24 protein-coding genes, 1 pseudogene and 1 riboswitch are annotated in these 25,643 nt (G+C 74.5%); of the genes and pseudogenes, 21 read left to right on the forward strand and 4 right to left on the reverse strand.

Going from position 1 to position 25,643, the window contains the following annotated elements; genetic code table 11:
* Window positions 1-27 precede the first annotated feature (27 nt).
* The 9 genes from O7609_RS02530 to cobC all read left to right on the forward strand — a co-directional run bounded on the left by O7609_RS02530 (window position 28) and on the right by cobC (window position 9,756).
* Window positions 28-240 (forward strand): hypothetical protein, encoded by a 213-nt coding sequence (locus O7609_RS02530; RefSeq protein ID WP_219090852.1) that lies wholly within the window; start codon window positions 28-30, stop codon window positions 238-240.
* Window positions 241-505: 265 nt separating this feature from the next.
* Window positions 506-694: riboswitch (cobalamin riboswitch) on the forward strand.
* A 109-nt stretch (window positions 695-803) separates the two neighbouring features.
* Window positions 804-1,787: a cobalamin biosynthesis protein gene (locus O7609_RS02535; protein ID WP_269733269.1), complete on the forward strand. Its 984-nt coding sequence runs from the start codon at window positions 804-806 to the stop codon at window positions 1,785-1,787.
* Window positions 1,774-3,318, forward strand: coding sequence for a cobyric acid synthase (locus O7609_RS02540; protein WP_269733270.1), 1,545 nt, complete (start codon window positions 1,774-1,776; stop codon window positions 3,316-3,318). Before O7609_RS02535 ends, O7609_RS02540 begins: the two co-directional genes overlap by 14 nt.
* A complete protein-coding gene (locus O7609_RS02545) occupies window positions 3,315-5,405 on the forward strand; it encodes a putative cobaltochelatase (RefSeq protein ID WP_269733271.1) in 2,091 nt (696 codons plus the stop codon). Before O7609_RS02540 ends, O7609_RS02545 begins: the two co-directional genes overlap by 4 nt.
* Complete coding sequence (cobO, locus tag O7609_RS02550) at window positions 5,405-6,001, forward strand: cob(I)yrinic acid a,c-diamide adenosyltransferase (RefSeq protein ID WP_269733272.1); 597 nt, start codon at window positions 5,405-5,407, stop codon at window positions 5,999-6,001. Before O7609_RS02545 ends, cobO begins: the two co-directional genes overlap by 1 nt.
* A 4-nt stretch (window positions 6,002-6,005) precedes the next feature.
* Complete coding sequence (locus tag O7609_RS02555) at window positions 6,006-7,361, forward strand: cobyrinate a,c-diamide synthase (RefSeq protein ID WP_269733273.1); 1,356 nt, start codon at window positions 6,006-6,008, stop codon at window positions 7,359-7,361.
* Complete coding sequence (locus O7609_RS02560; RefSeq protein ID WP_269733274.1) at window positions 7,340-7,750, forward strand: cobalamin biosynthesis protein; 411 nt, start codon at window positions 7,340-7,342, stop codon at window positions 7,748-7,750. Before O7609_RS02555 ends, O7609_RS02560 begins: the two co-directional genes overlap by 22 nt.
* Window positions 7,751-7,787: 37 nt before the next feature.
* On the forward strand, window positions 7,788-8,624 hold the full coding sequence (locus O7609_RS02565) for a sirohydrochlorin chelatase (RefSeq protein WP_269733275.1): 837 nt from the start codon (window positions 7,788-7,790) through the stop codon (window positions 8,622-8,624).
* A 70-nt stretch (window positions 8,625-8,694) separates the two neighbouring features.
* Window positions 8,695-9,756: an Rv2231c family pyridoxal phosphate-dependent protein CobC gene (gene cobC / locus O7609_RS02570; protein WP_269743007.1), complete on the forward strand. Its 1,062-nt coding sequence runs from the start codon at window positions 8,695-8,697 to the stop codon at window positions 9,754-9,756.
* Window positions 9,757-9,853: 97 nt separating this feature from the next.
* Here cobC and O7609_RS02575 read toward each other — a convergent pair whose 3' ends face one another.
* Window positions 9,854-10,822, reverse strand: coding sequence for an SCO1860 family LAETG-anchored protein (locus O7609_RS02575; protein WP_269733276.1), 969 nt, complete (start codon window positions 10,820-10,822; stop codon window positions 9,854-9,856).
* A gap of 176 nt (window positions 10,823-10,998) precedes the next feature.
* The gene (locus O7609_RS02580) at window positions 10,999-12,090 is read right to left on the reverse strand and encodes an amidohydrolase family protein (RefSeq protein ID WP_269733277.1); all 1,092 of its coding nucleotides are present in this window, start codon (window positions 12,088-12,090) and stop codon (window positions 10,999-11,001) included.
* 482 nt (window positions 12,091-12,572) lie between these two features.
* On the opposite strand from O7609_RS02580, the gene ectA reads away from it, so the two are divergent.
* The 4 genes from ectA to thpD all read left to right on the forward strand — a co-directional run bounded on the left by ectA (window position 12,573) and on the right by thpD (window position 16,090).
* Window positions 12,573-13,088 (forward strand): diaminobutyrate acetyltransferase, encoded by a 516-nt coding sequence (gene ectA, locus O7609_RS02585; protein WP_269733278.1) that lies wholly within the window; start codon window positions 12,573-12,575, stop codon window positions 13,086-13,088.
* 181 nt (window positions 13,089-13,269) lie between these two features.
* On the forward strand, window positions 13,270-14,538 hold the full coding sequence (gene ectB, locus O7609_RS02590) for a diaminobutyrate--2-oxoglutarate transaminase (RefSeq protein ID WP_269733279.1): 1,269 nt from the start codon (window positions 13,270-13,272) through the stop codon (window positions 14,536-14,538).
* A gap of 91 nt (window positions 14,539-14,629) precedes the next feature.
* Complete coding sequence (locus O7609_RS02595; RefSeq protein ID WP_219090865.1) at window positions 14,630-15,028, forward strand: ectoine synthase; 399 nt, start codon at window positions 14,630-14,632, stop codon at window positions 15,026-15,028.
* 162 nt (window positions 15,029-15,190) lie between these two features.
* Window positions 15,191-16,090 carry an ectoine hydroxylase gene (gene thpD, locus O7609_RS02600; RefSeq protein WP_269733280.1) on the forward strand — a complete coding sequence of 300 codons (900 nt, stop codon included), beginning with the start codon at window positions 15,191-15,193 and terminating at the stop codon, window positions 16,088-16,090.
* A 268-nt stretch (window positions 16,091-16,358) separates the two neighbouring features.
* On the opposite strand, the gene O7609_RS02605 is transcribed toward thpD, so the two are convergent.
* Complete coding sequence (locus O7609_RS02605; RefSeq protein ID WP_269743008.1) at window positions 16,359-17,408, reverse strand: aminotransferase class V-fold PLP-dependent enzyme; 1,050 nt, start codon at window positions 17,406-17,408, stop codon at window positions 16,359-16,361.
* A gap of 538 nt (window positions 17,409-17,946) precedes the next feature.
* Between O7609_RS02605 and O7609_RS02610 the strand changes: the two genes are divergently transcribed.
* From O7609_RS02610 to O7609_RS02635, 7 genes and pseudogenes are all read left to right on the forward strand, one after another.
* The gene (locus O7609_RS02610) at window positions 17,947-18,585 is read left to right on the forward strand and encodes a hypothetical protein (protein WP_269743009.1); all 639 of its coding nucleotides are present in this window, start codon (window positions 17,947-17,949) and stop codon (window positions 18,583-18,585) included.
* Window positions 18,586-18,626: 41 nt separating this feature from the next.
* Complete coding sequence (locus O7609_RS24540; RefSeq protein ID WP_332330030.1) at window positions 18,627-18,926, forward strand: hypothetical protein; 300 nt, start codon at window positions 18,627-18,629, stop codon at window positions 18,924-18,926.
* A gap of 26 nt (window positions 18,927-18,952) precedes the next feature.
* The gene (locus tag O7609_RS24545; protein ID WP_332330031.1) at window positions 18,953-19,282 is read left to right on the forward strand and encodes an ATP-binding protein; all 330 of its coding nucleotides are present in this window, start codon (window positions 18,953-18,955) and stop codon (window positions 19,280-19,282) included.
* 69 nt (window positions 19,283-19,351) lie between these two features.
* Window positions 19,352-19,492 (forward strand): annotated as a pseudogene (locus O7609_RS02620) (DNA-binding response regulator); the annotation flags it as partial.
* Between the two features lie 263 nt (window positions 19,493-19,755).
* On the forward strand, window positions 19,756-19,959 hold the full coding sequence (locus O7609_RS02625) for a hypothetical protein (protein WP_269743010.1): 204 nt from the start codon (window positions 19,756-19,758) through the stop codon (window positions 19,957-19,959).
* A gap of 31 nt (window positions 19,960-19,990) precedes the next feature.
* The gene (locus tag O7609_RS02630; protein ID WP_269743011.1) at window positions 19,991-20,710 is read left to right on the forward strand and encodes a class F sortase; all 720 of its coding nucleotides are present in this window, start codon (window positions 19,991-19,993) and stop codon (window positions 20,708-20,710) included.
* A gap of 58 nt (window positions 20,711-20,768) precedes the next feature.
* Window positions 20,769-21,935: a TerD family protein gene (locus O7609_RS02635; protein ID WP_269743012.1), complete on the forward strand. Its 1,167-nt coding sequence runs from the start codon at window positions 20,769-20,771 to the stop codon at window positions 21,933-21,935.
* Window positions 21,936-21,995: 60 nt separating this feature from the next.
* Here O7609_RS02635 and O7609_RS02640 read toward each other — a convergent pair whose 3' ends face one another.
* A complete protein-coding gene (locus O7609_RS02640) occupies window positions 21,996-23,525 on the reverse strand; it encodes a hypothetical protein (RefSeq protein WP_269743013.1) in 1,530 nt (509 codons plus the stop codon).
* A gap of 260 nt (window positions 23,526-23,785) precedes the next feature.
* Here O7609_RS02640 and O7609_RS02645 point away from each other — a divergent pair, with 260 nt between their 5' ends.
* Window positions 23,786-25,642, forward strand: coding sequence for an endonuclease/exonuclease/phosphatase family protein (locus O7609_RS02645; protein ID WP_269743014.1), 1,857 nt, complete (start codon window positions 23,786-23,788; stop codon window positions 25,640-25,642).
* Window position 25,643 lies beyond the last annotated feature (1 nt).

Genomic DNA, 25,643 nt, shown 5'->3' on the forward strand with positions numbered 1-25,643 from the left:
TGACCCAGGACTCCCAAGGACAGCGTGATGAACATCGACTGGGCAGCACTCGGCCAGGTCTTCGGCGTCAGCCTGCTGGCGACCGTCGCCCTCGTGGGCGTCTTCACCCTCGGCATCGTCGGCGGCTCCGCCCGCAAGGCGGACGGCGGTGTCAGCGCCCCGGCCCGTGTGGGCGCCTACGCCGCCTACGCGCTCTGCGCCGCGGCCGTGGCGTACGGGATCTACATCATCGCCGCCTGAGGCCCGTTCCGGCCCGGCAGGCGCACGACGCCGTCTGCCGCATCGTCATGCGGCCGGAGACGTGTGCACGGTGGCAGACGCCGTGACGCCCGGACGCGAGGCGTCAACGACGAACGACGGACGGGCCGGTGCGCCCGTCCGACCCGGCTTCCCATCTGACCGAGGGGCACGGGACCGCGCCCGTGCCCCTCGGCGCTGTGCTCGGGGTCCCCGTGGGCCTGCTCACACTCGCGCGCCGCAGGTCAAGGCCGAGTTGACGGCATATGCGGGGCGTGGTGGACTTCGCGTTGCCACAACGGCGGCAGGAAGAGGAAGCCGGTGCGAATCCGGCGCGGTCCCGCCACTGTCACCGGGGAGCACTCCCCCACCCGACGTCACGGCCCCTCGCGGGCTGGAAGGCCGGGGGACGTGTTGATCCGGGAGCCAGGAGACTCTCGTCGCCGGTCACGTCGAGCCAGGGCGCGGACCCTGAGTGAGGACACACGCCATGCCCGGCACCGCCATGCCCCCTGACCCGGCCGCCCCACCCGTCGGACAGGTGCCCGTGGCGGGTTGACGACGCCATGGGCCTGACCGCAACCGGAGTCGTACTCGGCTTCCTCGGGGACGCACTGGCCGGCGATCCGCGCCGTGCCCATCCCGTCGCCGCCTTCGGCCGCACCGCGGCCCGTCTCGAACACGCCCTGTGGCGCGACCACCGCGCGGCCGGCGCCGCGCACACCGCGCTGTGCGTGGGCGGCGTGACCGCCACCGCCGCGGCGCTCGGAAGCACGCTGGACCGCCTGCCCACCCCCGCACGCCGGGCGCTGCGCGTCACCCTGGCCGGGACCGCCACGTGGGCGGTGCTCGGCGGGACCTCACTCGGCCGGGAGGCGCGGGCCGTCGCCGGCGCGCTGGCGGAAGGCGACGTCGAGCGCGCCCGGGAGCGGCTGCCGCACCTGTGCGGTCGCGACCCGCAGGCCCTGGACGCCGACGGCATCGCCCGGGCCGTCGTCGAGTCGGTCGCCGAGAACACCTCGGACGCGGTCGTGGGCGCCCTGGTGTGGGGGGCCCTGGCGGGCGTCCCCGGGCTGGCGGCCTTCCGCGCCGTCAACACGCTGGACGCGATGGTCGGTCACCGCTCCCCGCGCTACCGGCGGTTCGGTTGGGCCGCCGCCCGCCTCGACGACGTCGCGGGCTGGCCGGGTTCGCGGCTGACGGCGGCACTCGCGGTGCTGCTGGGGCCCGACTCCGCCGGGGCACGGGCGGCCTGGCGAGCCGACGCGGGCCGGCACCCCTCGCCCAACGCGGGTCCGGTGGAAGCCGCGTTCGCGGGGGCCCTCGGGGTGCGGCTGGGCGGCACCCTGTCCTACGGCGGACGCGTCGAGCACCGTCCGGTGCTGGGCGGGGCGGCCGGACGCGCGGTGACGGTGGCCGACGTGGAACGCGCCGTGCGGCTGTCCCGGCGCGTGGGACTGGCGGCGCTGGTGGTCACCGCCGCCGCGGGAGCGGCCGGACGGAGCGCCGTCCGCGCCCACCGATCGAGGAGGACGCATGGCAGCCGGTGAGCCCGGTGGTGCGCTGCTCGTCGCGGGGACGACCTCCGACGCCGGCAAGAGCGTGGTGACGGCGGGCATCTGCCGGTGGCTGGCCCGGCAGGGCGTGAGAGTCGCCCCGTTCAAGGCGCAGAACATGTCGCTCAACTCCTTCGTGACGCGGGAGGGCGCCGAGATCGGCCGCGCGCAGGCCATGCAGGCCGCCGCCGCCCGGGTCGAGCCGAGCGCGCTGATGAACCCGGTGCTGCTCAAGCCCGGGTCCGACCGGACGAGCCAGGTCGTGCTGCTGGGCAAACCGGTCGGGGAGTTGAGTGCCCGCGGATACCACCGCGACCGCGCCGCGGGACTGCTGGACACGGTGACCGACTGCCTGGCCGAGCTGCGCCGCACGCACGACGCGGTCATCTGCGAGGGCGCGGGCAGCCCGGCCGAGATCAACCTGCGCCGCACCGACATCGTCAACATGGCGCTGGCCCGCGCGGCCCGGATCCCCGTCGTGGTGGTCGGCGACATCGACCGGGGCGGCGTGTTCGCCTCCTTCTTCGGGACGACGGCCCTGCTGTCCCCGGAGGACCAGGCGCTGTTGTCCGGGTACGTCGTCAACAAGTTCCGCGGGGACGTCTCCCTGCTGGAGCCGGGCCTCGACATGCTGCACCGCCTGACCGGGCGGCCCACCCTCGGGGTGCTGCCCCACCGGCACGGGCTGGGCATCGACGAGGAGGACGGGCTGCGGATCTCCCTGCGCGGCACCGTGCGCGAGGCGGCCACCGCACCGCCGTACGGCGCGGACGTCCTGCGGGTGTCGGTCCTGCCCGTTCCGCTGATGTCCAACTTCACCGACATCGACGCGCTGGCCGCCGAGCCCGGCGTCGTCGTGCGGTTCAGCGACCGGCCCGAGGAGTTGGCCGACGCCGACCTCGTCGTCGTCCCCGGCACCCGGGGGACCGTGGGGGCGCTGCGCTGGCTGCACCGGCGCGGGCTGGCCGACGCGCTGGCCCGGCGGGCCGCCGAGGGGCGTCCCGTCCTCGGCCTGTGCGGTGGCTTCCAACTGCTCGGCGAGCGCATCGAGGACGAGGTCGAGTCGCACGCCGGTGTCGTCGACGGGCTCGGGCTGCTGCCGGTGCGGGTGCGCTTCGCGCGGGAGAAGACCCTCGCCCGCCCCACGGGCAAAGCGCTCGGCGAGGAGGTGGAGGGCTACGAGATCCACCACGGGCTCGCCGAGGTGCTGGGCGGGGAGCCCTTCCTGGACGGCTGCCGCGTGGGCGCCGTGTGGGGCACACACTGGCACGGCTCGCTGGAGAGCGACGCCTTCCGCCGGGCCTTCCTGCGCCGCGTCGCTCGGGACACCGGGCGGGCGTTCGTCCCGGCACCGGACACCGCCTTCGCCGCGCTGCGCGAGGAACAGCTCGACCGGCTCGGCGATCTGATCGAGGAGCACGCCGACACGGCGGCGCTGCTCCGGCTCATCGAGGACGGGGTCCCGGCGGGCCTGCCGTTCGTACCGCCGGGAGCACCGGCCCACCAGGAAGGAGACCACGCATGAGCACGCCCTACCCGTTCACCGCCATCGTGGGCATGGCCGATCTGCGGCTCGGACTGCTGCTCAACGCCGTGTCCCCGGCGATCGGCGGCGTGCTCGTGCGGGGCGAGAAGGGCACCGCCAAGTCCACGGCGGTGCGCGCCCTCGCCGCACTCATGCCGAAGCTGGACGTCGTGCCGGGGTGCCGGTTCTCCTGCGCCCCGGCCGCGCCCGACCCGCGGTGCCCCGACGGTCCGCACGAGGCGGGCCCCGGCGAGGCGCGGGCGGCGCGCATGGTCGAGCTGCCCGTCGGCGCCTCGGAGGACCGTCTGGTGGGCGCCCTGGACATCGAGCGGGCGCTGGCCGAGGGGGTGAAGGCGTTCGAGCCGGGACTGCTGGCCGACGCCCACCGCGGCGTGCTCTACGTGGACGAGGTCAACCTCCTGCACGACCACCTGGTGGATCTGTTGCTGGACGCGGCCGCCATGGGCGCCTCCTACGTCGAGCGGGAGGGCGTCTCCGTCCGGCACGCCTCGCGGTTCCTGCTCGTGGGCACGATGAACCCGGAAGAGGGCGAGCTGCGCCCGCAGTTGCTGGACCGCTTCGGCCTGACGGTGGAGGTCGCGGCCTCCCGGGAGACGGACGAGCGGGTCGAGGTCGTGCGCCGGCGGCTGGCCTTCGACGCGGACCCGGAGGGCTTCGCCGCGCGCTGGACGGCCGAGGAGGCGGAGCTGAGGGAGCGCATCGCCGCCGCCCGCGCCCTGCTGCCCGAGGTGCGGCTCGGCGACGCGGCCCTGCGCCAGATCGCCGCCACCTGCGCCGCCTTCGAGGTGGACGGGATGCGTGCCGACATCGTCATGGCGCGCACGGCGACGGCCCTGGCCGCGTGGGCCGGCCGGGCCGAGGTGCTGGAGGAGGACGTGCGGCAGGCGGCTCTGCTGGCCCTGCCCCACCGCAGGCGCCGCAACCCGTTCGACGCCCCCGGCCTGGACGAGGACAAGCTCGACGAGACGCTGGAGGCCAACGGCGGCAGCGACGACGGCGACACCGACCCGGACCCGGACCCGGACGGCGGCCCCGACGGCGAGGGCCCCGTTGACGGACCGGACGGCGGTGGGCCGGACGGACCCGACGGCGGACCCGACGGCGGCGGCCCGGGCGGACGCCCGCCGCAACAGGGCCACGAGGAGACGCCGCCGCCCGGCGCACCGGAGGCCTCGGACGCCCCCGGCTCCGAGGCGCCGGAGAGCGAGCCCGCCCTGCCCCGGCAGGGCGCCCCGGGAGAGCGGGCCCCGGCCCCGGCCGCGGAGCCGTTCCGGACCCGGACGCTGTATGTGCCCGGGGTCGGCGAGGGCGCGGCCGGACGCCGTTCCCGGGCCCGCACCGCTCAGGGGCGCACCACCGGGGCCCGCCGCCCGCGGGGTGCGCTGGGCAAGCTGCACCTCGCCGCGACGGTGCAGGCCGCCGCCCCGCACCAGCGCTCCCGGGGCCGCGGCGGCCCCGGACTGCTGGTCCGGCGGGACGATCTGCGCGAGGCGGTGCGCGAGGGCCGGGAGTCGAACCTGGTGCTGTTCGTCGTGGACGCCTCGGGGTCGATGGCGGCCCGGCGGCGGATGGGCGCCGTCAAGGGGGCCGTGCTGTCGCTGCTGCTGGACGCCTACCAGCGCCGCGACAAGGTGGGCCTGGTGACGTTCCGGCGCGGGGATGCCGAGGTCGTCCTGCCGCCGACGTCGTCCGTGGACACGGCGGCGGCCCGGCTGGAGTCGCTCCCGACCGGTGGCCGCACCCCGCTGGCCTCGGGCCTGCTGACGGCCCGTGAGGTGCTGCGCGTCGAGCGGCTGCGGGACCCCTCGCGGCGTCCGCTGCTGGTCGCCGTCACCGACGGGCGGGCGACGGGCGGCGTGGAACCGGTGGCGCGGGCCCGGCGGGCGGCCCGGCTGCTCGCGGCGGAGGGCACGGCCTCCGTCGTCGTGGACTGCGAGACGGGCCCGGTGCGGCTGGGCCTGGCCGGGGAGCTGGCCCGGGATCTGGCGGCGCCCGCGGTGACGCTGGAGGAGTTGCGCGCGGACACCGTGTCCGCGCTGGTCAAGGACGTACGGAGGGTCGCGTAATGCCGCAGGGACAGCCGAGCGTGGTGCCGGACGACGGGTTGACGACACGTCAGCGGCGCAACCGTCCGCTGGTGATGGTCCACACGGGCCCGGGCAAGGGGAAGTCGACCGCCGCGTTCGGGCTCGCGCTGCGGGCGTGGAACCAGGGCTGGCCGGTGGGGGTGTTCCAGTTCGTCAAGTCGGCGAAGTGGAAGGTCGGCGAGGAGCGGGCGCTGAAGGTGCTGGGCGCCTCGGGCGAGGGCGGCACCGTCGCCTGGCACAAGATGGGCGAGGGCTGGTCCTGGGTGCAGCGGGACATGGCCAGCAGCGAGGAGGCGGCCCGGGAGGGCTGGGAGCAGGTCAGGCGCGACCTGGCGGCCGAGACGTACCGGCTCTACGTGCTCGACGAGTTCGCCTATCCGATGCACTGGGGCTGGATCGACGTCGAGGAGGTCGTCGGGGTGCTCCGGGAGCGTCCGGGCACCCAGCACGTCGTCGTGACCGGCCGCAACGCGCCGCAGCAGCTGCTGGACGCGGCCGACCTCGTCACCGAGATGGGGAAGGTCAAGCACCCGATGGACGCGGGCCAGAAGGGCCAGCGGGGCATCGAGTGGTGATCGCATGACGCACATCCCCCGGGTCGTCCTGGCCGCGCCGGCCTCCGGCAGCGGAAAGACCACCGTCGCCACCGGGCTGATGGCGGCCTTCGCCGAACGCGGCCTGGCCGTCTCCGGGCACAAGGTGGGCCCGGACTACATCGACCCGGGCTACCACGCGCTCGTCACCGGGCGCCCCGGCCGGAACCTGGACCCGTACCTGTGCGGTCCCGAGCGGATCGCCCCGCTGTTCCTGCACGGCGCGGCCGGTGCCGAACTCGCCGTCGTCGAGGGTGTCATGGGCCTGTTCGACGGGGCGAGCGGGCTGGGTGAGACCGGGTCGACGGCCCAGGTGGCGAAGCTGCTGCGGGCCCCGGTGGTGCTCGTGGTGGACGCCTCCGCGCAGTCGCGTTCGGTGGCGGCGCTGGTGCACGGCTTCGCGTCCTGGGACCCGGAGGTGCGGCTGGCCGGGGTGATCCTGAACAAGGTGGGCTCCGTCCGGCACGAGAAACTGCTGCGCGAGGCGTTGGCGGAGTCCGGCGTGCCGGTGCTCGGCGCGCTGCTGCGCAAGCCCCAGGTCAGCGCCCCGTCCCGGCATCTGGGTCTCGTGCCGGTGGCCGAGCGCCGGTCGGACGCCGTGGACGCGGCCTCGGCGCTGGCCGCCCAGGTGCGCACGGGCGTGGACCTCGACGCGGTGCTCGCGCTGGCCCGCAGCGCCCCGCCGCTGGCCGAGTCGGCGTGGCGACCGCCGGCCGAACGCCCCTCCGCGCGGCGGCCGGTGGTGGCCGTGGCCGGCGGGGCCGCCTTCACGTTCGCCTACACGGAACACGCCGAGCTGCTGCGGGCGGCCGGCGCCGAGGTCGTGCCGTTCGATCCGCTGCGCGACGAGCGGCTGCCCGAGGGGACGTCCGGGGTGGTGATCGGCGGCGGCTTCCCGGAGGTGTACGGGCCGGAGCTGTCGGCGAACGAGCGGCTGCGGGAGGCCGTGGCGCGGTTCACGGGCCCGGTGGCCGCCGAGTGCGCCGGTCTGCTCTACCTGGGCCGCGAGCTGGACGGGCTGCCGATGTGCGGGGTGCTGGACGTGTCGGCCCGGATGACGGGCCGGCTGACGCTGGGCTACCGGGAGGCGGTCGCCGTCGGGGACAGCGTCCTGGCGCAGGCGGGTACGCGGGTGCGGGGGCACGAGTTCCACCGCACGACGACCGAGCCGGGTGCGGGCGGGCGTCCCGCCTGGGGCCTGGTGCGGCCCGAGCGGCGGGTCGAGGGCTTCGTGTCCGGGAACGTGCACGCGTCCTACCTGCATGTGCACTGGGCGGCCGAACCGGCCCTGGCACAGCGGTTCGTGGAGGGTTGCGCGGCATGGACCCCACCGACCGGGTGAGCGTCGGCCTGGGCGCGCGGCGCGGCGCCGGCGCCGAGGAGGTACTCTCGGTGATCGCCGCGTCGCTGGCCTCGGCCGGTCTTCCACCGGACGCGGTCGCCGAGTTGGCGACCGTGGCGGGGAAGGCGCACGAGCCGGGGCTGAGGCGGGCGGCGCAACGGCTGGGGGTTCCCCTGCGGGCTTACGGCGCCGCGGAGTTGGCCGCCGTGCCGGTGCCGCATCCCGCACCGGCGGCCGCGCGCGCCGTCGGAACACCGAGCGTCGCCGAGGCGGCCGCCCTGCTCAGCGCGGGGCCGGACGCGGAACTGGTCGTTGCCAAACTGAAATCCACGCCGGAGGCCGGTGGCTCTAGGGTCACTTGCGCCGTCGCACAACGTCGTGCCCGCTGACCGGCCGTCCCCGCCAGCATCACCCACAGGAGCACCCGTGACCACCGCGCCAGCCCTGCTCGCCCTCAGCCCTGGTATCCGTGACGAGGCGGGGGCCGAGGCCGTCCGGTCCTTCGTCCACGCCCTCGGCGACGGCGGGACCGGCGCCCCGGTCGCCCTCGGCTTCACCGGGCACACCGTCCCCTCACCGGAGGACGCCGTCTCCGCTCTGGCCGCCCGCGGGGTGCGGCGGCTGGTCACCGTGCCGCTGACCACGGACGCCGACGGCGCCCACGCCGCGGGCGGGCTCCCGCAGGGCCCGTCCCGCGTCGTCGCAGCCCAGCCGGACCTGGAGGTGGTCACCGGCCGTCCGCTGGGTGCGCACCCCCTCGTGCTGGACGCGCTGGAGCGCCGGGTGGACGAGGCTCTGGGCGGGGGCGCGCGGACGCCGGCCGACCGGGCCGCCACGACGGTGCTGCTCGTCGGCCGCGGCTCCGGCCGCGCCGAGGACAACGCCGAGGTGCACCGCGTGGCCCGGCTGCTGTGGGAGGGCCGGGGGTTCGCCGGCGTGGAGACCGGCTTCGTCTCCGTCGCCGCGCCGGACGTCGCCTCCGGGCTGGAGCGCTGCCGGGCGCTGGGCGCACGGCGGGTCGTCGTCCTGCCCTGGTCCCTGTTCCCGGACGAGCTGACGCGACGCATGGCGCTCCAGGCCGAGGGCTGGTCGGGCGTGTACCCGGAGACGGACGTGCGGGTGGCGGACGTCGTGGGCGGGGCTCCGGAGGTGGCGGAGCTGGTGTGGCAGCGCTACCGCGAGGCCCTGGCCTGCCAGGCCCGGACCGGGTGCGACTGCTGCGCCCATGCCACCGTCTCCTCCCCCGCCGGCGAGGAGGGGTAGGGCCGTGCCAGCACCCCCGACGCCCTCGACACCCTCAACGCCCACTGCGCGCCCGGCGCCGCCGGCGGACGTGACGGCGGAGGAGGACGGGCCCGACCTGCGCCACCACGGCGACGCCGAGGTCCGCGGCGCGGCGGCCACCCTCACGGACCTGGCCGTCAACGTCCGTACCGGCACCCCACCGGACTGGCTGAAGGCCCGCATCGCCGCCTCCCTCGACACCCTGGCCGCCTATCCCGACGGGCGCGCCGCGCGGCGCGCCGTGGCCGGCCACCACGGCGTGCCGGAGGAGTGCGTGCTGCTCACCGCGGGCGCCGCCGAGGCGTTCGTGCTGCTGGCCAGGGCCGTGCGGGCCAGCCGCCCCGTCGTCGTCCACCCGCAGTTCACCGAGCCGGAGGCGGCCCTGCGGGACGCCGGCCACCGGGTGACGCGCGTGCTGCTGGACGCGGCCGAGGGTTTCCGGCTGGACCCGGCCGCCGTGCCGGACGCGGCCGACCTCGTCGTCGTCGGCAATCCGACCAACCCGACGTCCGTGCTCCACCCGGCCGCGACGCTTCGGGCCCTGGCCCGCCCCGGGCGGACGCTGGTGGTGGACGAGGCGTTCATGGACGCCGTCCCGGGCGAGCGCGAGTCCCTGGTCCCGGGGCTGGCCGGCTTGCCCGGGTCCGTCGTGGTGCTGCGCAGCCTGACGAAGACCTGGGGGCTCGCCGGGCTGCGCATCGGCTATGTGCTGGCGGAGCCCGCTCTGATCGAGGCGCTGGCCGCGCGGCAGCCGCTGTGGCCGGTCAGCACCCCGGCCCTGGCCGCGGCCGAGGCGTGCTGCACCCAGCAGGCACGGGCGGAGGCCGAGGCGGCGGCCGGCGTGTTCGCGGCCGACCGGGCCCACCTGGTGGAGGCGCTGGCCCGGTTCGCGGAGATCGGCCAGGCCACGCCGTCCCCGATGGCACCGTTCGTGCTGGTCAGCCATCCGCGGGCGAGCGAGGTCCGGAACCGGCTGCGGGACGTCGGCTTCGCCCTGCGGCGGGGCGACACCTTCCCCGGGCTGGGACCGTCCTGGCTGCGGCTCGCCGTGCGCGACCGGGTCACGACGGACGCCCTGGTGCGGGCCCTCGCCGCGGTGGGAGTGCGCTGACCGCCTGCCACGGGTGGAGCGGCCCGGCACCGGGCCGCGTCCGCCGCCGCGGCCCGGGCCGCGTCCGCCGCCGGAACCGCGTCCTGCCGCCTCCGGGTCAGCCGCGACGGCGGCGCAGGAGGACGAGGGCCGCGCCCAGGGTGAGCAGCCCGGCCGCGCCGCCGAGCAGATAGGGCGTGCCGGAGTCGGCGCCGGTGGCCGCCAGACCCGGCCCGGTCTTCGGGGCGCGCACCTCGGCGTCCGTCCGGCCCTGCGGAACCGTGCTCTCCGGTTCCGCCTCGTCCGGCTCAGCGCCCGCCGGCTCCGAGGTCTCGGCCGGCTCCTGCGGCTCGTCGGCGGGTCGCTCCTCCGTCACGGGCGTACGGCAGCTCACGTCGGCGACCCGCACCCGGCCGTCGACCCCGGCGACGCCGAGGTTCAGCGGATCGACGGAGACCGCGAGCTCGAGCGCCGCGGCCGCCGCGCTGTGCCGCGTCGTCTCCCTGGGCGCCAGCTCCAGGCGCACCTCGCCGACGCCCGGCACCGAGACGGCGGTGGGTCCTCCGGCGCTCAGGGCGACCCGCTTTCCCAGGACCCGGACCGATCCCGGCACGTTGACCTCGGCCGTGGCCGCCCCGCCGACCGCGCAGACGACCGAGGCGGAGACCGCCTCCAGCTCGATCACCGACAGCAGCGGCAGCCCGGGGACGTGCAGCCGCGCCCGGGCGAGGGTGGCCTCGGCGCCGGCCCGGTCCGCCGTGACCTCGGCGCGGGCGTCCGCGGCCCCGGCGCGCAGCAGGCTGACCGGCTCACCACCGCCCACCCCGGCGAGCTCGGCGGTGAGCGCCGTCTTCGCGGCCGTCTCGGGCCCGGTGTCCGCGCCCGAGACGCTCACGTCGTTGAGCGTGGTCCTCAGCGGTACGTCGACGGTGCTGTCCAGCAGCGACACGTCGAGCTGGGCGCGGAGCACCGCGGCCCTGGCGGCTCCCTCCCGGTCGGCGGGCTCGTCGCCGCCGGTGGCGTGCGCGGGCAGCGCCGCGCCGGTCAGGGCGGCGGCGGCGAACAGGCTGAGGACGGACTTCTTCACGGCAGGGAACCCCCACGGATGGTGCGGTGCCACGGGCGCGGCCCATGCGGGGACATCGCTCGCGCCGGTGACGGGGACCCCGCCATGGTTGACGCGGGAGGCGCCGCCCGTCCGGCTTCCACCCCTGCTTCACCCGGACGTGGCGTCACCGAACGTGCGAGCGGGCCGGCCGTGTGTCACTGCACCACGCGCCCCCGCAGGACCACGCGCCGCGGTGCGGCCAGCACCCGGACGTCGGCCCGGGGATCGCTGTCGTAGACGACGAGGTCGGCCGGATCGCCCTCGCCCAGCGCGGGGCGGCCCAGCCAGGCTCTGGCACCCCACGTGGTGGCGGACAGGGCGGACAGCGGCGGGATGCCCGCCTTCACGAGCTCGGCGACCTCCTCGGCCACCAGACCGTGGGCCAGCGAGCCCCCGGCGTCCGTCCCCACGAAGACCGGGATGCCGGCGTCGTAGGCGGAGCGCACGGTGTCGTAGCGGCGGGCGTGCAGCCGCCGCATGTGGTCGGACCAGCGCGGGAACTTCTTCTCCCCGCCGTCCGCGAGGTGCGGGAAGGTGGCGATGTTGACGAGGGTGGGGACGATGGCGATGCCGCGTTCCGCGAAGAGCGGGATCGTCTCCTCCGTCAGCCCGGTGGCGTGCTCGACGCAGTCGATCCCCGCGTCGGCGAGGTCGCGCAGGGAATCCTCGGCGAAGCAGTGCGCCGTGACGCGGGCGCCCTCCTCGTGGGCGGCGGCGATGGCCGCGTGGACGGCCTCCCGGGGCCAGCAGGCGGAGAGGTCGCCCGCGTCGCGGTCGATCCAGTCCCCGACGAGCTTGACCCAGCCGTCACCTCGCCGAGCCTCCCGGCGCACATAGGCGACGAGGTCCTCGGGCTCGACCTCGTGGGCGTAGTTGCGGATGTACCGGCGGGTGCGGGCGATGTGCCGCCCAGCGCGGATGATCTTCGGCAGGTCCTCGCGGTCGTCGATCCAGCGGGTGTCCGCCGCGGAGCCGGCGTCCCTGATCAGGAGGGTGCCGGCCTCCCGGTCGGTGAGCGCCTGCTTCTCGCTGGTGACCTCGTCGACGGCGCCGTGGGCGTCCAGGCCGACGTGGCAGTGTGCGTCGACGAGGCCCGGCAGCGCCCAGCCGCGCACCGTGACCGCGTCCCGAAGCCCGCGCGGGCGCTCGTAGGTGACGCGGCCGTCCACCACCCACAGCTCGTCCCGTACGTCCTCCGGGCCCGCCAGTATCCGTCCCGTGATGTGCAGCACCGCGCTCGCGTCCATGACCGCACTGTACGAGGACCGCCCGGGCCGGCACGAGGGCCTCACGGGGAGGGCGGCGGCACGGTCTCCGGGAAAGCCGGCCGAGGAATTCACCGGATGCGCTACGATCACGGAATCAGTGAGATCGAATACATCCCGAATTCACTGCACTGCGTAGCCGCCCGTCCTCTTCTGCCCGGTTTTCCCCAGGTCAAACCATCTTCTTTTCCAGTGACCACAGGCGCCCGTGATTCGGACAGGAGCCTCGGTCGTTATGCACCTGTGACAGACTCCACATCGCCTGGATTCTGTACCCGCATGTCCGACATGACCAGTCATTTTACCCCTACCTGTGAGCACAGGCGCGCCCGCGCGCGATAACACATCATCGGGCTCCGCGTAACCCCGCGCCGCGATGCAATCTGACTTTTTCCTGGGTAAATTGAATCGACATGACCCCCGCACAAGCTGACCATGCAAGTGCCCGAAGCGAATTTCTCGAAATGCCCGAGGGGCTGAAGCTCGACACGCCAAGGGTCGACGACGGCGCGGCCATCTGGCGCATCGCCCGCGACTCCCAGGTGCTCGACCTGAACTCCTCGTACAGCTACCTCCTGTGGTGCCGCGACTTCGCCGCCACCTCCGTGGTGGCGCGCGACGGGGACGGCGAACCGGTCGGCTTCATCACCGGCTACATCCGCCCGCAGTCACCGCAGACGCTGCTGATCTGGCAGGTGGCGGTGGATCACAGCCAGCGGGGCCGGGGGCTCGCCGGTGCCATGCTGGACGGACTGACCGCACGGGTGTCGGAAGACCTGGGCGCCGACCGGATCGAGACGACGGTCACCCCCGACAACGCACCCTCCAACCGGCTGTTCACCTCCTTCGCCGAGCGCCACGGCGCCGAGCTGCACCGCGAGGTGCTGTTCGACGGCGCCGTCTTCCCGGGCGACGAGCACGAGCCCGAGGTGCTGTACCGCATCGGCCCGGTGCGCACGCTCGTCGGCGCACTCGGCTGAACCCGGTGCCCGGCCGTCGCGCGGCCCGTCCCGGCGCCCTTCGGCCCGGTGCGAACCGCCCCGGCACGAGCCGGTCCGGACGTGGGCCGTACGGCCTCCCGGACCGCCGGCCCGGCCGACCGCCGGTTACCCCCCGACCACAGACTTCCCTCCCTTCACGACTCACTCCCAGGAGCCTTCCGTGACCATCACCCAGCCGGACCTGAGCGTCTTCGAGACCCTGGAGTCGGAGGTGCGTGGCTACTGCCGTGGCTGGCCCACGATCTTCGACCGTGCCCAGGGCAGTCACATGTACGACGAGGACGGCCATACGTACCTCGACTTCTTCGCCGGCGCCGGGTCGCTCAACTACGGGCACAACAACCCGGTGCTCAAACGCGCCCTGATCGACTACCTGGAGCGCGACGGCGTCACCCACGGCCTGGACATGTCCACCGTCGCCAAGCGCGCCTTCCTGGAGACGTTCCAGAACGTCATCCTGCGCCCGCGTGACCTGCCCTACAAGGTCATGTTCCCCGGTCCGACGGGCACCAACGCCGTCGAGGCCGCGCTGAAGCTGGCCCGGAAGGTCAAGGGCCGCGAGTCGATCGTCTCCTTCACCAACGCTTTCCACGGCATGTCGCTGGGCTCGCTGGCCGTGACCGGCAACGCCTTCAAGCGCGCCGGGGCCGGCATCCCGCTGGTGCACGGCACCCCGATGCCGTTCGACGCCTACCTCGACGGGCAGACGCCGGACTTCATCTGGTTCGAGCGGCTGCTGGAGGACTCCGGCTCCGGTCTGAACAAGCCCGCCGCCGTGATCGTCGAGACGGTCCAGGGCGAGGGCGGCATCAACGTCGCCCGCCCGGAGTGGCTGCGCGCCCTGGCCGACCTGTGCGAGCGGCACGACATGCTGCTCATCGTCGACGACATCCAGATGGGCTGCGGCCGCACCGGTGCCTTCTTCTCCTTCGAGGAGGCGGGCATCACCCCGGACATCGTCACCGTCTCGAAGTCGATCAGCGGCTACGGACTGCCCATGTCCCTGACGCTGTTCAAGCCGGAGCTGGACGTCTGGGAGCCGGGCGAGCACAACGGCACGTTCCGCGGCAACAACCCCGCCTTCGTCACGGCCACCGCCGCCCTGGAGACCTACTGGGCCGACGGCCAGATGGAGAAGCAGACCCTGGCCCGCGGCGAGCAGGTCGAGGCCGCCCTGCGCGAGATCGCCGCCGAGCACCCGGACGCCGTCGTGGAGTACCGCGGCCGCGGCCTGGTGTGGGGCATGGAGATGGCCGACAAGGCCGTCGCCGGCAAGATCGCCCGGCGCTGCTTCGACCTGGGCCTGCTGGTGGAGACCTCCGGCCCCGAGAGCGAGGTCGTCAAGCTGCTGCCCGCCCTGACCACCACCCCCGAGGAGCTCGACGAGGGCCTGCGCATCCTGGCGCGCGCCATTCGCGAGACCCTCTGACCAGCAAGGACACCCGGCCCGCCCCGACCGGGGCGGGCCGCCCCGTGGCTGGGCCAACCCGTAGCCGAACGACCAGAAAGGCACTCCGACTGTGATCGTCCGTTCCCTTCAGGAGATCGAAGGCACCGACCGGGACGTCAAGTCCGCTTCCGGCACCTGGCGCAGCAAGCGCATCGTCCTCGCCAAGGAGAAGGTCGGATTCTCCCTGCACGAGACGGTGCTCTACGCCGGTACCGAGACGTCCATGTGGTACGCGAACCACATCGAGGCCGTGCTCTGCGTGGAGGGCGAGTGCGAACTCACCAACGACGAGACGGGTGAGAAGCACTGGATCACCCCCGGCACGATGTACCTCCTCGACGGGCACGAGAAGCACACGCTGCGCCCGAAGACCGACTTCCGCGTGATCTGCGTCTTCAACCCGCCGGTCACCGGTCGTGAGGACCACGACGAGAACGGCGTCTACCCGCTGCTCACCGAGGACGACTGAGGCTTCGGCACGGGCCGTAAGCCTCCGAACAGGGGGTTTGCGGCCCGTGTCGTCATTGGAACGTTTCCTGCGGGGAACACTCCATCTCACGGGTCTCGCGACCCGCAGGCAACGATCCGGAAAGAGGACAGGGCCGTACGAGAGGAGAGGAAGGAAACTCCCATGACCACCGCACCCGAGCGCATCACCGACCTGTATCCGACCCGGGGGGCCACCGAAGTGGCCAGCCCGCGGCAGGACCCGGTGGTGTGGTCCGCACCGGGCGCTCCCGGCCCCATCTCGGCCGGGCACCTGGCGGACTACGAGCGTGACGGTTTCCTCGCGGTCGACCAGCTCATCACTCCCGAAGAGGTGACGCTGTACCGCGGGGAACTGGAAAGGCTCATCTCGGACCCGGAGATGCTCGCGGACGAGCGCTCGATCGTCGAGCCGAAGTCCCGGGAGATCCGGACCGTGTTCGAGGTGCACAAGATCAGTCAGATCTTCGCCGGGCTGGTCAGCGACCCGCGGGTCGTCGGCCGGGCGCGGCAGATTCTCGGCTCGGACGTCTACGTCCACCAGTCCCGTATCAATGTCAAGCCGGGCTTCGGCGCGAGTGGCTTCTACTGGCACTCCGACTTCGAGACCTGGCACGCGGAGGACGGCCTCCCGAACATGCGGACCGTTTCGGTGTCCATCGCTCTCACCAAGAACTACGACACCAACGGCGGCCTGATGATCATGCCGGGATCCCACAAGAAGTTCCTCGGCTGCGCCGGCGCCACGCCGAAGGACAACTACAAGAAGTCCCTGCAGATGCAGGACGCCGGGACGCCGTCGGACGAGGCGCTCACCGAGTTCGCCGACGCACACGGCATCCGGCTGTTCACCGGCCAGGCCGGTTCGGCCACCTGGTTCGACTGCAACTGCATGCACGGTTCGGGTGACAACATCACTCCGTACCCGCGCAGCAACGTGTTCATCGTCTTCAACAGCGTGGAGAACACCGCTGTGGAGCCGTTCGCCGCTCCGGTCCGGCGGCCCGATTTCCTCGGGGCACGGGATTTCACCCCCGTCCGCTGACCGCTGACCGCTGAGCCCGACCCACCCGGTGGCTCGTCCCCGGGTGCCGGAAAGGCCGGAAGACGGCCCGTCCGGCCCCCGAGGCGGATGACCGGAGCTCCCGAGTGAGCCACGCGGCGCGGTGCGCCCCTTCGTGGAGGGACGCACCGCGCCGCTGTCATGTCACGGTGCCGCTGTCGTGCCGGGGGACGCTGCCGTCGTGTCCGGACCCGCTGGCGTTCAGGGCCCGCCGGCGTTCGGGAACGGCGCGCTCCGCTGCCGCGGCGCGTCAGCGAAGCCCGGCCAGCGCCGCCAGCAGCCGGTCCACGTCGGCGGTCGTGTTGAACAGGTGGAAGGACGCCCGCAGGTTCCCCGCCCGCGCCGAGACGTCGACGCCCGCCTTGGCCAGCCCCGGGACCGCGTCCCCCAGCCCGGGCACCGCGACGATCGCGGAGTCGCCCGCTACCGGACGGTGCCCCGCCTCCACCGCTCCCGCGCGGAACCGCGCGGCCAGCTTCTTGTTGTGCTCCCCGATCGCGGCCGGTCCGACCTCCTCGATCAGGCCGAGCGAGGCGGCCGCGCCCACGAAGGGCAGGTAGGGCGGGCACTCGTCGAAGCGGCGCGCCGAGCCGGCGAGCTCGTCGATCGGTCCGTAGCACGTCTCCCAGCGGTTCTCCCCCGCGAACCAGCCGGCATGCGTCGGCCGCAGCCCGCCGCCGTCTTCCGGCACCGTCAGGAAGGACGTTCCGCGCGGGCACAGCAGCCACTTGTAGGCGCCGCAGACCGTGTAGTCGGCCAGCGCCGGGTCCATGGGCAGCCAGCCGGTCGACTGCGTCGTGTCCACGAGCACCCGGGCGCCCACCGCCCGGGCGGCCGAACTGACGCCCACCAGGTCCGCCACCCGGCCGTCGGCGGACTGCACGGCGCTGACGGCGACCAGCCCGGTGCCGGGCCGGACGGCCTCCGCCAGCCCCTCCAGCGGAGCCTGCCGCAGGGCGAGGTCGGGGCGGACGTGGAAGGGATTGACCAGGGAGCTGAAGTCGCTCTCGGCCACCAGCACCTCGGTGCCCTCCGGCAGGGACTGGGCGATCATCCCGACATGGACCGACACGGCCGAGCCCGTGGCCACGCGCCCGACGGGAAGTCCGACCACGGCGGCGAAGCTCGTCCTGGCCTCCTCGATCCGCTCGATGAGGGCGTGGTGGTCCAGCCGGGCCGCGGCCATGTCCTCCACGGCGGACCGGAGCGCGGCGGCCGTCCTGACCGGGAACACGCCGTGTGCGGCGGTGTTGAGATACGTCGTCTGCGGCGCGAACTCCGCGCCCATCGAAATCGACATGATCGGATTCTCCGGGGCCGGGCGCCGGCTGTCCACGGGGATTCGAGGTCCGTCGGGGCTCCCGGAGGACTTCTGCCGTCCTGCGGGCACGTGGGTCCTCCGGTGGCGGAGGAGGCGCTCCCCGTGGCGGAGGCGGCGCTCCCCCGCACGGGGGAGGTGAATCGCCACCACGCACGACGCCCCGGTCCCGGGCCCCACGGGACGGTGGGGGCATGGAAAAGCTCCCGCGGCTACGCCCCGTCCTGTGCACCCTCGCGATCCTCGCCTGCGGGCCCTACCTCGCGCTCAAGCTCACGTGGATGGCCGGCGGCCACCTCGGCATCCCCGAGGGCAGCCCCCTGACCGAGCCGGGCCGGGCACCTCTCATGCTGGCGGTCAACGGGGCGACGCTGCTGATGGACGTCTCCGTCATCGTCCTCGCCCTGGCGCTCGTGCGGCCCTGGGGACGCCGGCTGCCCGCGCCGCTCCTGCTGGGCCCCTGTGGCTGGCCTGCGGGTTCCTTCTCCCCGTCCTGGTCGCCACCTCGCTGGAGGCCGTGGTGGCCCTCGGCGGCGCCGGTGCCCCACCGCCCGCCGAGCCCTTCCTCGACCCGTGGGTCTTCACCGTGGTCTACGCCGGGTTCAGCCTGCAGGCCCTCGCCCTGGGCGGCCTGTTCGCCGGATACGTGATGAGCCGCTGGGGCGAACTGCCGCGGGGCCCCCACGGCCTCGGCTCCCCGATACGCCCGCGCGGGCGCCGCTCCCACGCGTGGCTGACCGCCGCCCTGGCCGCCGTCCCCTTCCTCGGAAACCTCCTCCACGGGCTCGGCCTACGCGCCGCCGGTTCCGACGGTGGCCTGAGCGTCGTCAGCCTCGTCCTCGCCTCGCTCGCCGCCTGCGCCGCCGCAGGTGTGCTGGCCCCCGTGCTCCGCCCCCGGCCCGGGCGTCGGCGGGCCCCGGCCCTCGTCGCCCTGTGGTGCGGCGGCTCCTCGCTCGCCGCCTGGGGCCTGTGGTGGCTGGTCGTCCCGCTGATCGGCCTGGCCGGCGCCCCGGCCTCAGGCGCAGGACCCTCGGCGGTGCGGTGGCTCACCTATGCTGCCCAGGTGATCGTCGGGTTCCTCACCCTCGCCGGGCTGCCCAGGGCGGTGTCGTCCGCCCCCGTCGGCCACTGCGTCCCCCGACGGCCGGTGACGTGCTGAGCCGCCGGCCCGCGTTCCCGCGGCTCCCCGCGGTACGCCGCATGGCGCTGCGCTGGGTCCACCTCCTGCTGGGTGGGGCGCTGCTGATGCCGTTCTTCCTCCTCTCCGGCATTCTCGTCGCCCTGCTGGGCGACACGGGGGGCGTCTCGGCGCACGGCCCGGCCGAGCAGACGCTGTCCTTCCTCGTCTCCCTTCCGCTGGCCGCCGTGGCGGGCCTGTCCGGGCTCGTGCGGCCGCTGTCGGCGACGGCGGTGCGGGCGCTGTGCGGGGTGGCGCCCGGGCGGCTCGCCGACACGCCGGCGGAGAGCTGGTCGGCGCGGTGGCGGACGGCGGGCTCCTGAGCCGGCTGGAGTCCGGAGGGGCGACGGTGCGGCTGACCGCTTCGGAGGAGCTCGCGGCGCGCGTGCCGCCGTTGGTCTCCCGCGAGGCCTACCGGATCGTGCAGGAAACGCTGTCCAACGCCCTGCGCCACGCAGCCTCGGCCCCGGTCGCACTGTGCCTGTCCCTGGATGACGAGGAGCTGATCATCACCGTGACCAACCCCCTGACCGGGGCGTCCCCGAGGCGCCGTGGCGGCGGCCGTGGGCTGGGCGGCATGAGGGAGCGGGCCACGCTGCTCGGCGGCAGCCTGGAGGCCGGAGCGGAGCGGGACGGCTGGCAGGTCACCGCCCGACTGCCCCTGCGAGGTCGGCGGTGAACCCGGTGCGGGTCGTCCTGGCCGACGACGAGCGGCTGGTGCGCGGCGCCCTCGGCGCGATCCTGGCCAGCGAGCCGGACCTGCGTGGGCGGGGAGACGGTCACGTCCCACGTGGGGGCCGTGCTGGCCAAGCTACGCGCCCGCGACCGGACCCAGGCGGTCATCGCCGCCTACGAGCAGGGGTTCGTCCGCCCCGGCGGGCAGGGCTGACGCCAGCACGCCCCCGCCCGGGCGCGGGTATCGCGGGGGCGGCAGCGGCCTGCCGCGGGACACGCCGGGTCGCCCGTTCGCCACAGGTCGCCCGGACGCCGTAACCGCACCGTTGAGCTGCACGGACACCCCCGAGCCGGCCGCCCCGGGGCCACAACGGCGGCGCTCGGGGTCACGATCGTCTCGCGACCGCGGCGGGCCGCCGGTTTCCTCGGTTCATGGACGGACACCGTCCCCCGTCCGGTGCCGAAGGAGTGAACCGCATGCGTACAGTCCACGCCCTGACCGGTCCCGCCCTGAGTGCCGCGATACCGGTCGCCCTCGGGCTCGCCGCCGAGCCGGCCGCGGCGGCCGGCGGGCAGGGGAGCCGCGGCACCGGAGGCTTTCTGATCACCGCCGCCGTGCTCGCCGTCGGCGCGCTGTGCGGCAGTCTCCTCCACCGCCGCCGCGGCCGGGACCGCTTCTGACGGGCGCCGCCGGGTCACCGGAGGAGCGGCGATGGGCCGCAGGAAGGCCATGAACCGAGCCGAGCGCCGACGCGAGACGATCGCCGCGACCCTCGTGGCCATCGGTCTCTGTACCGGGGTGTGGCTGCTGGACCACAGCCCCCAGGAGGCGCTGCCGCCCCAGCCCTCCCCCGAGCAGGCCGTCCGCCCCGCGGAGCGGCCGGGAGCGGGGGCCGAGCGGGACTCCGTGGCCCCGCTGCCCCCGGCGGCGCCGGTGCGGATACGGATACCGGAGATCCGCGTCGACGCGGCGGTCATGCCGCTCGGGCTGGAGCCGGACGGCGGTCTGGAGGTCCCGCCGCAGGACGCGGAGAACCTCACCGGCTGGTACGAGGGCGGGGTGACGCCCGGAGCCCGGGGAACGGCCATCATCGCCGGTCACGTGGACAGCGAGACGGGGCCGAGCGTGTTCTACGGCCTGGGGGCGCTGGAGCGGGGGAACACCGTCGCCGTGGACCGGGCCGATGGTCTCACCGCGATGTTCGAGATCGACGCCATCGAGGTGTACTCCCGGGAGGACTTTCCCGACGACAGGGTCTACGGCCCTGCGGAGGGCGCCGAGATCCGGCTCATCACCTGCGGCGGCGGCTACTCCAGCACTGAGGGCTACCTGGGAAACGTCGTCGTCTACGGCCACCTGACGGAGATCGCCGCCACCCCCGGTTCCGGCCCGGAGGGCAGGGTGGAGACCGCGGCCCGGCGGAGCGGATAGGGGCGTGGCGGGGAGGAACCGTGCCGCGCGGCCGGTCGTTACCACGGGCATGACCGCAATGACTCCTGGCTCGAACCTGCCCCTCACCGCGGCCCGCGTGGCCGTCGACGTCTCCGCTCCGGTGCGGCTGGACGTCTCGGGGCTGCTGATCGCCGCCGACGGCAAGGTGCGTTCCGACGCCGACTTCGTCTTCTACAACCAGCCGTCCGGCCCGGGCGTGTCGCACAGCAGCGGCGGTGCCGCGGACACCATCACGGTGGACACGGCGGCCGTGCCGGCCGACATCGAGAAGGTGGTCGTGACGGCGAGTCTGGACGCTGCGGGGTCGACGTTCGCCGGTACCGAGCCGACGGCCACGGTGCGGGACGCCGTCTCCGGAGCCGTGGTGGCGACGTTCACCCCGCCGCAGCTCGGCACGGAGACGGCACTCGTCGTCATGGAGGTCTACCGGCGCGGCGGCACCTGGAAGGTGCGAGCCGTCGGCCAGGGGTACGCGAACGGGCTGGCGGGCATCGCGACGGACTTCGGGGTGACCATCGAGGAGCCGGCCCCCGCTCCGGCCCCTGCTGCGGCGGCCGCGCCCGCTCCGGCCGCCGCCCCGGCTCCGCCCGCGCAGGCCGCCGCTGCGCCCGCCCCGGCGCCCGGGGCCGGGAAGATCAACCTGGACAAGGGCCGGGTGAACCTGCGGAAGAACGAGACCGTCTCCCTGGTGAAGGACAACCAGCCGGTGCGTTCCGCGCTGCGGATGGGCCTCGGGTGGGAGCCGGCCTACCGGGGCAAGAACATCGACCTGGACGCCTCGGTCATCGCCTACGACGCCAACCGCAAGCCCCTCGACGTCTGCTACTTCGGCAAGCTGAACATCCTGCGGGGCGCGATCCAGCACTCCGGGGACAACCTCACCGGTGAGGGCGCGGGGGACGACGAGAGCATCACCGTGCACCTGGAGGGGCTGCCGCCCGAGGTCACCGGGCTGGTCTTCACCGTCAACTCCTACCGGGGGCAGAAGTTCAGCGACGTGGCCAAGGCGTACTGCCGGCTGCTGGACGAGCGCGGCCAGGAGCTGGTGCGGTTCGACCTCACCGACTCCGAGCCGCGCACGGCCGTGCTGATGTGCAAGTTCATCCGGCAGTACTCCGGCGAGTGGGAGATGACGGCGCTCGGGCAGTTCCTCGACGCCCGCACCGCCCGCGGCCTCCTCAAGCCCGGCGGCCAGGCCCTGTAGGCCGGACGCCGGGTTCCGCCGCGGAGCCGGCCCGCTCGCCGCCCGTCCGCCGACGGGGGTTCAGCTCTGGCGGGAGCGGGCCTTGTAGGCCGCCTTTCGGGCCGCCTTGGCCGTGGCGCGGTCCGGGTGCGCCCGGGCCATGGCCTCCAGCACGTGTGCGGTGGCCGGGTGGTCGACGCGCCACGCCTTGTCGAAGAACCCGCTGTGCTGGGCCACCAGCCCGGCCATCAGCTCGCCCAGCTCCGGAGGCGCGACGGCCGGGTCCTCCGGGTCGAGCTGGGCGGCGAGGGTGTCCACGGTGAGCCAGAAGACGAGCTCCTCGTCCGGTGGCGGCACGTCCTGGGCACCGCGTTCGCTCAGCCAGACCCGGGCGAGCCCGCCCAGCTCGGGGTCGAACAGCACCTCGCGCAGGGCGGGTTCCGCCTCCGGGCCGACCACCGACAGACCCTGCTGGCACAGCAGCCTGCGGCGCGGGGCCAGTACGTCCGTGCCCCGGGCCGCCGACAGCAGGGCGCGTGCGGCCTCCGCCACCGGGCGGCCGTCGAGCCACTGCTCCAGCTCCGCCTGCGCCGACTCCTCGGGGTAGCCGCACACCGCGGAGAGGACCTCGGCCGCGTCGGCGCCGGCGAGATCGCCCACCAGGGGTGCCTCCACGCCCGCCTCCAGCAGCCGTACCCGCTCCCCGTAGAGCCCGAGCGCGGTGAAGCGGAGCATGCCGTAGCGGGTCAGCTCCTCGTCCTCGAGCTCCTCGGTCGCGACCTGCTGTTCGTCCGCCTCCAGCAGCAGGGCCTCGTCCACGGGCCGGTACTCGACGGCGCCCGCGGCCTCCAGCCCGCGCAACTGGGTGTCCAGCCGCATCATCACCTCGGAGACCTCCTCCAGCACGGCGTCCGTGGGGGGCTCCAGGCCGTCGGCGTCGTCGGGGAGGACCATCGAGGCGGCGAGTACGGGCAGCGGCACCGGGGCCCCGGCGGTGACGGCCGGGTCGGTCGCGGTGAGGAGGTAGAGGTTGGCCAGCGCCGCGTCGAGGAAGTCGGCCGCCTCCTCGACGTCCCACTCCGCCTCCGCGGCCTCGGCGGCCTCCGTCTCGCCCGAGCCGTCACCGGGCGCGGTTTCGAGGAGGTCGCCGACGAGTTCGTCGAGGGGCGGTACGAGGGCGAGGGCGAGAGCCGACCCCCACACGTCGCGCCAGACGTCGAGCACGTCACCGGGGCCGCCCGCCGTGAGCAGCTTGACCGCCTCGCCAGCGGTCGCGACGTCCTCCTCATCGCCGGCCTGCGGGGCGATGGTCACCAAACCCGACTCCACGGCGATCCGCCAGGCGTCCGTGACCGGTTCGTCGCCCGACCCGTCCTCGGCACCAGCCGCCTCGTCCGACGGCCGGGCGGCGGTGAGCCCGAGCGCGTCGCGGGCCTGCGCGAGCCGGTCCGCGGGCAGCTCACCGCCCACGGTGAGGCGCACACCGTCACCGGCCCACCGGGCCAGGGCCGCCGCCCGGTGGAGCAGGGGTGCGGCCAGCGCGTCCCGGGCCAACTCGGCCTCGGCGGGCAGCCGCACGGGCGGCATGGACGGACGGTCGTCACCGGTCATCGGCGTCGGACTCCTCGCGCGGATCGGAAGGGCAGGCGGCCTCCGCGCACCGGTGCGTCGAAACCCCGTCGGTGCACGGCAGTTATCAGCCGGTCACCCAGACTAGACGGAAGACGCCCCGGACGTCGGGTTCACCGATCCGTCCACCGCGGGCAACCTGGCGTGCCTTGACACGGGCCGCCCGCTGGGCGACTTTTACGCGCGTAGAAATTCCCCCCACAGACCCCTTGTCGCACCACTCCGTCCCGGAGGGACCGCACGTGACCACTCGACAGATATCCAGGCCCGGTGCCGCGCTGGCCGCGCTCACCGTCGCGGCCGTGACGTCCACGCTGCTCGCCGTCGACGCCTCGGCCGCCGATCCGGCCGGTGCCGCCGCCACGGCCGGCACCGCCGACGTCCGCATCCACGACATCCAGGGCGAGTCCCGGGTCAGCCCGCTGGCCGGGCAGCGGGTCGCCGACGTGCCCGGGATCGTGACCGGCGTGCGCCCCTACGGTTCGCGCGGCTTCTGGTTCCAGGACGTCGAGGGGGACGGGAACCCCGCCACCAGCGAGGGTGTGTTCGTCTACACGGGCCGGACGCCCTCCGTGGAGCCGGGAGACGTCGTGCGCGTCAGCGGCCGCGTCGGCGAGTACACCTACGGGGGCGGGGGCTCCGGCAACCAGTCGGTGACGCAGCTGTCCGGCGCCGAGGTCACCGTCGTCTCCTCCGGGGCCGAGCTGCCCGCGCCGACGGTGCTGGACGCGGACGCGGTGCCCGAGCGGTACGCGCCGCGCGGTACCGGCCCCGACGGTTCCCTCGACGGACTGGTCCTGCGGCCCGAGCGGTACGCGCTGGACCGCTACGAGTCGCTCGAGGGCATGAACGTCCGGGTGGACGACGCCCGCGTGGTCGGCCCGAGTTCCCGCTACCACGACCTGTGGGTCACCGTGGAGCCGGAGCAGAACCCGACGCACCGGGGCGGCACCCGCTACGGGGGCTACGAGGAGCAGAACTCCGGGCGCCTGAAGGTCACTTCCCTCACGCCCGTCTCCCAGCTGCCCTTCCCCCGGGCCGACACCGGAGACGTCCTGGGCTCCGCCGAGGGCCCGCTCGACTACGACCAGTACGGCGGCTACCTGCTCGCCGCCCGCGACCTGGGCCGGGTGCGGGACGCCGGTCTGCGCCCCGAGGCCACCCGGGCTCAGCGCCGCGGCGAACTGGCCGTGGCCACCTACAACGTGGAGAACCTGGACCCGGGCGACGACCGGGCCAAGTTCGACCGGCTCGCGGAGGGCATCGTGCACAACCTGGCCGCGCCCGACATCATCGCGCTGGAGGAGATCCAGGACGACTCGGGGCCCGAGGACGACGGCACCGTCACAGCCGACGAGACGCTGCGCCTGCTCACCGACGCCATCGCGGCGGCGGGCGGCCCGCGGTACGCGTGGCGCGGCATCGCACCGCAGGACAAGCGGGACGGCGGCCAGCCCGGGGGCAACATCCGCAACGTCTTCCTCTTCAACCCCGAGCGGGTCTCGTTCGTCGACCGCGGCGAGGGCGACGCCACCCGTGCGACGGGGGTCGTGGGGCGTCGCGGCAGGGCGTCGCTGACTCTCTCCCCCGGCCGTGTCGACCCGCTGAACCCGGCCTGGGAGGACAGCCGCAAGCCGCTCGCCGGGGAGTTCCGCTTCCGCGGCCGGACGGTCATCGTCGTCGCGAACCACTTCGCGTCCAAGGGCGGGGACCAGGCGCTCCACTCGCGCTTCCAGCCGCCGAACCGTTCCTCCGAGGTGCAGCGGCTGGCCCAGGCACGCTCGGTGAACGCGTTCGTCAAGGACGTGCTGGCCGTGCAGAGGAAGGCGAACGTCGTCGTCCTCGGGGACATCAACGACTTCGAGTTCTCACCGGTCACCGACGCCCTGACCGAGGGCGGTGTGCTGTCCAGCGCGGTGTACTCCCTGCCCGCCGAGGACCGCTACACCTACGTCTTCCAGGGCAACGCACAGGTGCTGGACCAGACGCTGGTCTCCCCCGGCATCCGCCGGTACGACTACGACATCGTCCACACCAACGCCGAGTTCTCCGACCAGGTCAGCGACCACGACCCGCAGGTCCTGCGCTTCCGGCCGTAGC

The sequence above is a fragment of the Streptomyces sp. WMMC1477 genome, from assembly GCF_027460245.1.
In the GTDB taxonomy this organism is placed as follows: Bacteria; Actinomycetota; Actinomycetes; order Streptomycetales; family Streptomycetaceae; genus Streptomyces.

What these genes read in the sequence shown, in the direction of transcription:
- O7609_RS02530 (WP_219090852.1), top strand. Translation starts at nt 28, where the DNA reads ATGAACATCGACTGGGCAGCACTCGGCCAGGTCTTCGGCGTCAGCCTG.
- O7609_RS02535 (WP_269733269.1), top strand. Translation starts at nt 804, where the DNA reads ATGGGCCTGACCGCAACCGGAGTCGTACTCGGCTTCCTCGGGGACGCA.
- O7609_RS02540 (WP_269733270.1), top strand. Translation starts at nt 1,774, where the DNA reads ATGGCAGCCGGTGAGCCCGGTGGTGCGCTGCTCGTCGCGGGGACGACC.
- O7609_RS02545 (WP_269733271.1), top strand. Translation starts at nt 3,315, where the DNA reads ATGAGCACGCCCTACCCGTTCACCGCCATCGTGGGCATGGCCGATCTG.
- cobO (WP_269733272.1), top strand. Translation starts at nt 5,405, where the DNA reads ATGCCGCAGGGACAGCCGAGCGTGGTGCCGGACGACGGGTTGACGACA.
- O7609_RS02555 (WP_269733273.1), top strand. Translation starts at nt 6,006, where the DNA reads ATGACGCACATCCCCCGGGTCGTCCTGGCCGCGCCGGCCTCCGGCAGC.
- O7609_RS02560 (WP_269733274.1), top strand. Translation starts at nt 7,340, where the DNA reads ATGGACCCCACCGACCGGGTGAGCGTCGGCCTGGGCGCGCGGCGCGGC.
- O7609_RS02580 (WP_269733277.1), bottom strand. Translation starts at nt 12,090, where the DNA reads ATGGACGCGAGCGCGGTGCTGCACATCACGGGACGGATACTGGCGGGC.
- ectA (WP_269733278.1), top strand. Translation starts at nt 12,573, where the DNA reads ATGCCCGAGGGGCTGAAGCTCGACACGCCAAGGGTCGACGACGGCGCG.
- thpD (WP_269733280.1), top strand. Translation starts at nt 15,191, where the DNA reads ATGACCACCGCACCCGAGCGCATCACCGACCTGTATCCGACCCGGGGG.
- O7609_RS02605 (WP_269743008.1), bottom strand. Translation starts at nt 17,408, where the DNA reads ATGTCGATTTCGATGGGCGCGGAGTTCGCGCCGCAGACGACGTATCTC.
- O7609_RS24540 (WP_332330030.1), top strand. Translation starts at nt 18,627, where the DNA reads ATGGCGCTGCGCTGGGTCCACCTCCTGCTGGGTGGGGCGCTGCTGATG.
- O7609_RS02625 (WP_269743010.1), top strand. Translation starts at nt 19,756, where the DNA reads ATGCGTACAGTCCACGCCCTGACCGGTCCCGCCCTGAGTGCCGCGATA.
- O7609_RS02630 (WP_269743011.1), top strand. Translation starts at nt 19,991, where the DNA reads ATGGGCCGCAGGAAGGCCATGAACCGAGCCGAGCGCCGACGCGAGACG.
- O7609_RS02635 (WP_269743012.1), top strand. Translation starts at nt 20,769, where the DNA reads ATGACTCCTGGCTCGAACCTGCCCCTCACCGCGGCCCGCGTGGCCGTC.
- O7609_RS02640 (WP_269743013.1), bottom strand. Translation starts at nt 23,525, where the DNA reads ATGACCGGTGACGACCGTCCGTCCATGCCGCCCGTGCGGCTGCCCGCC.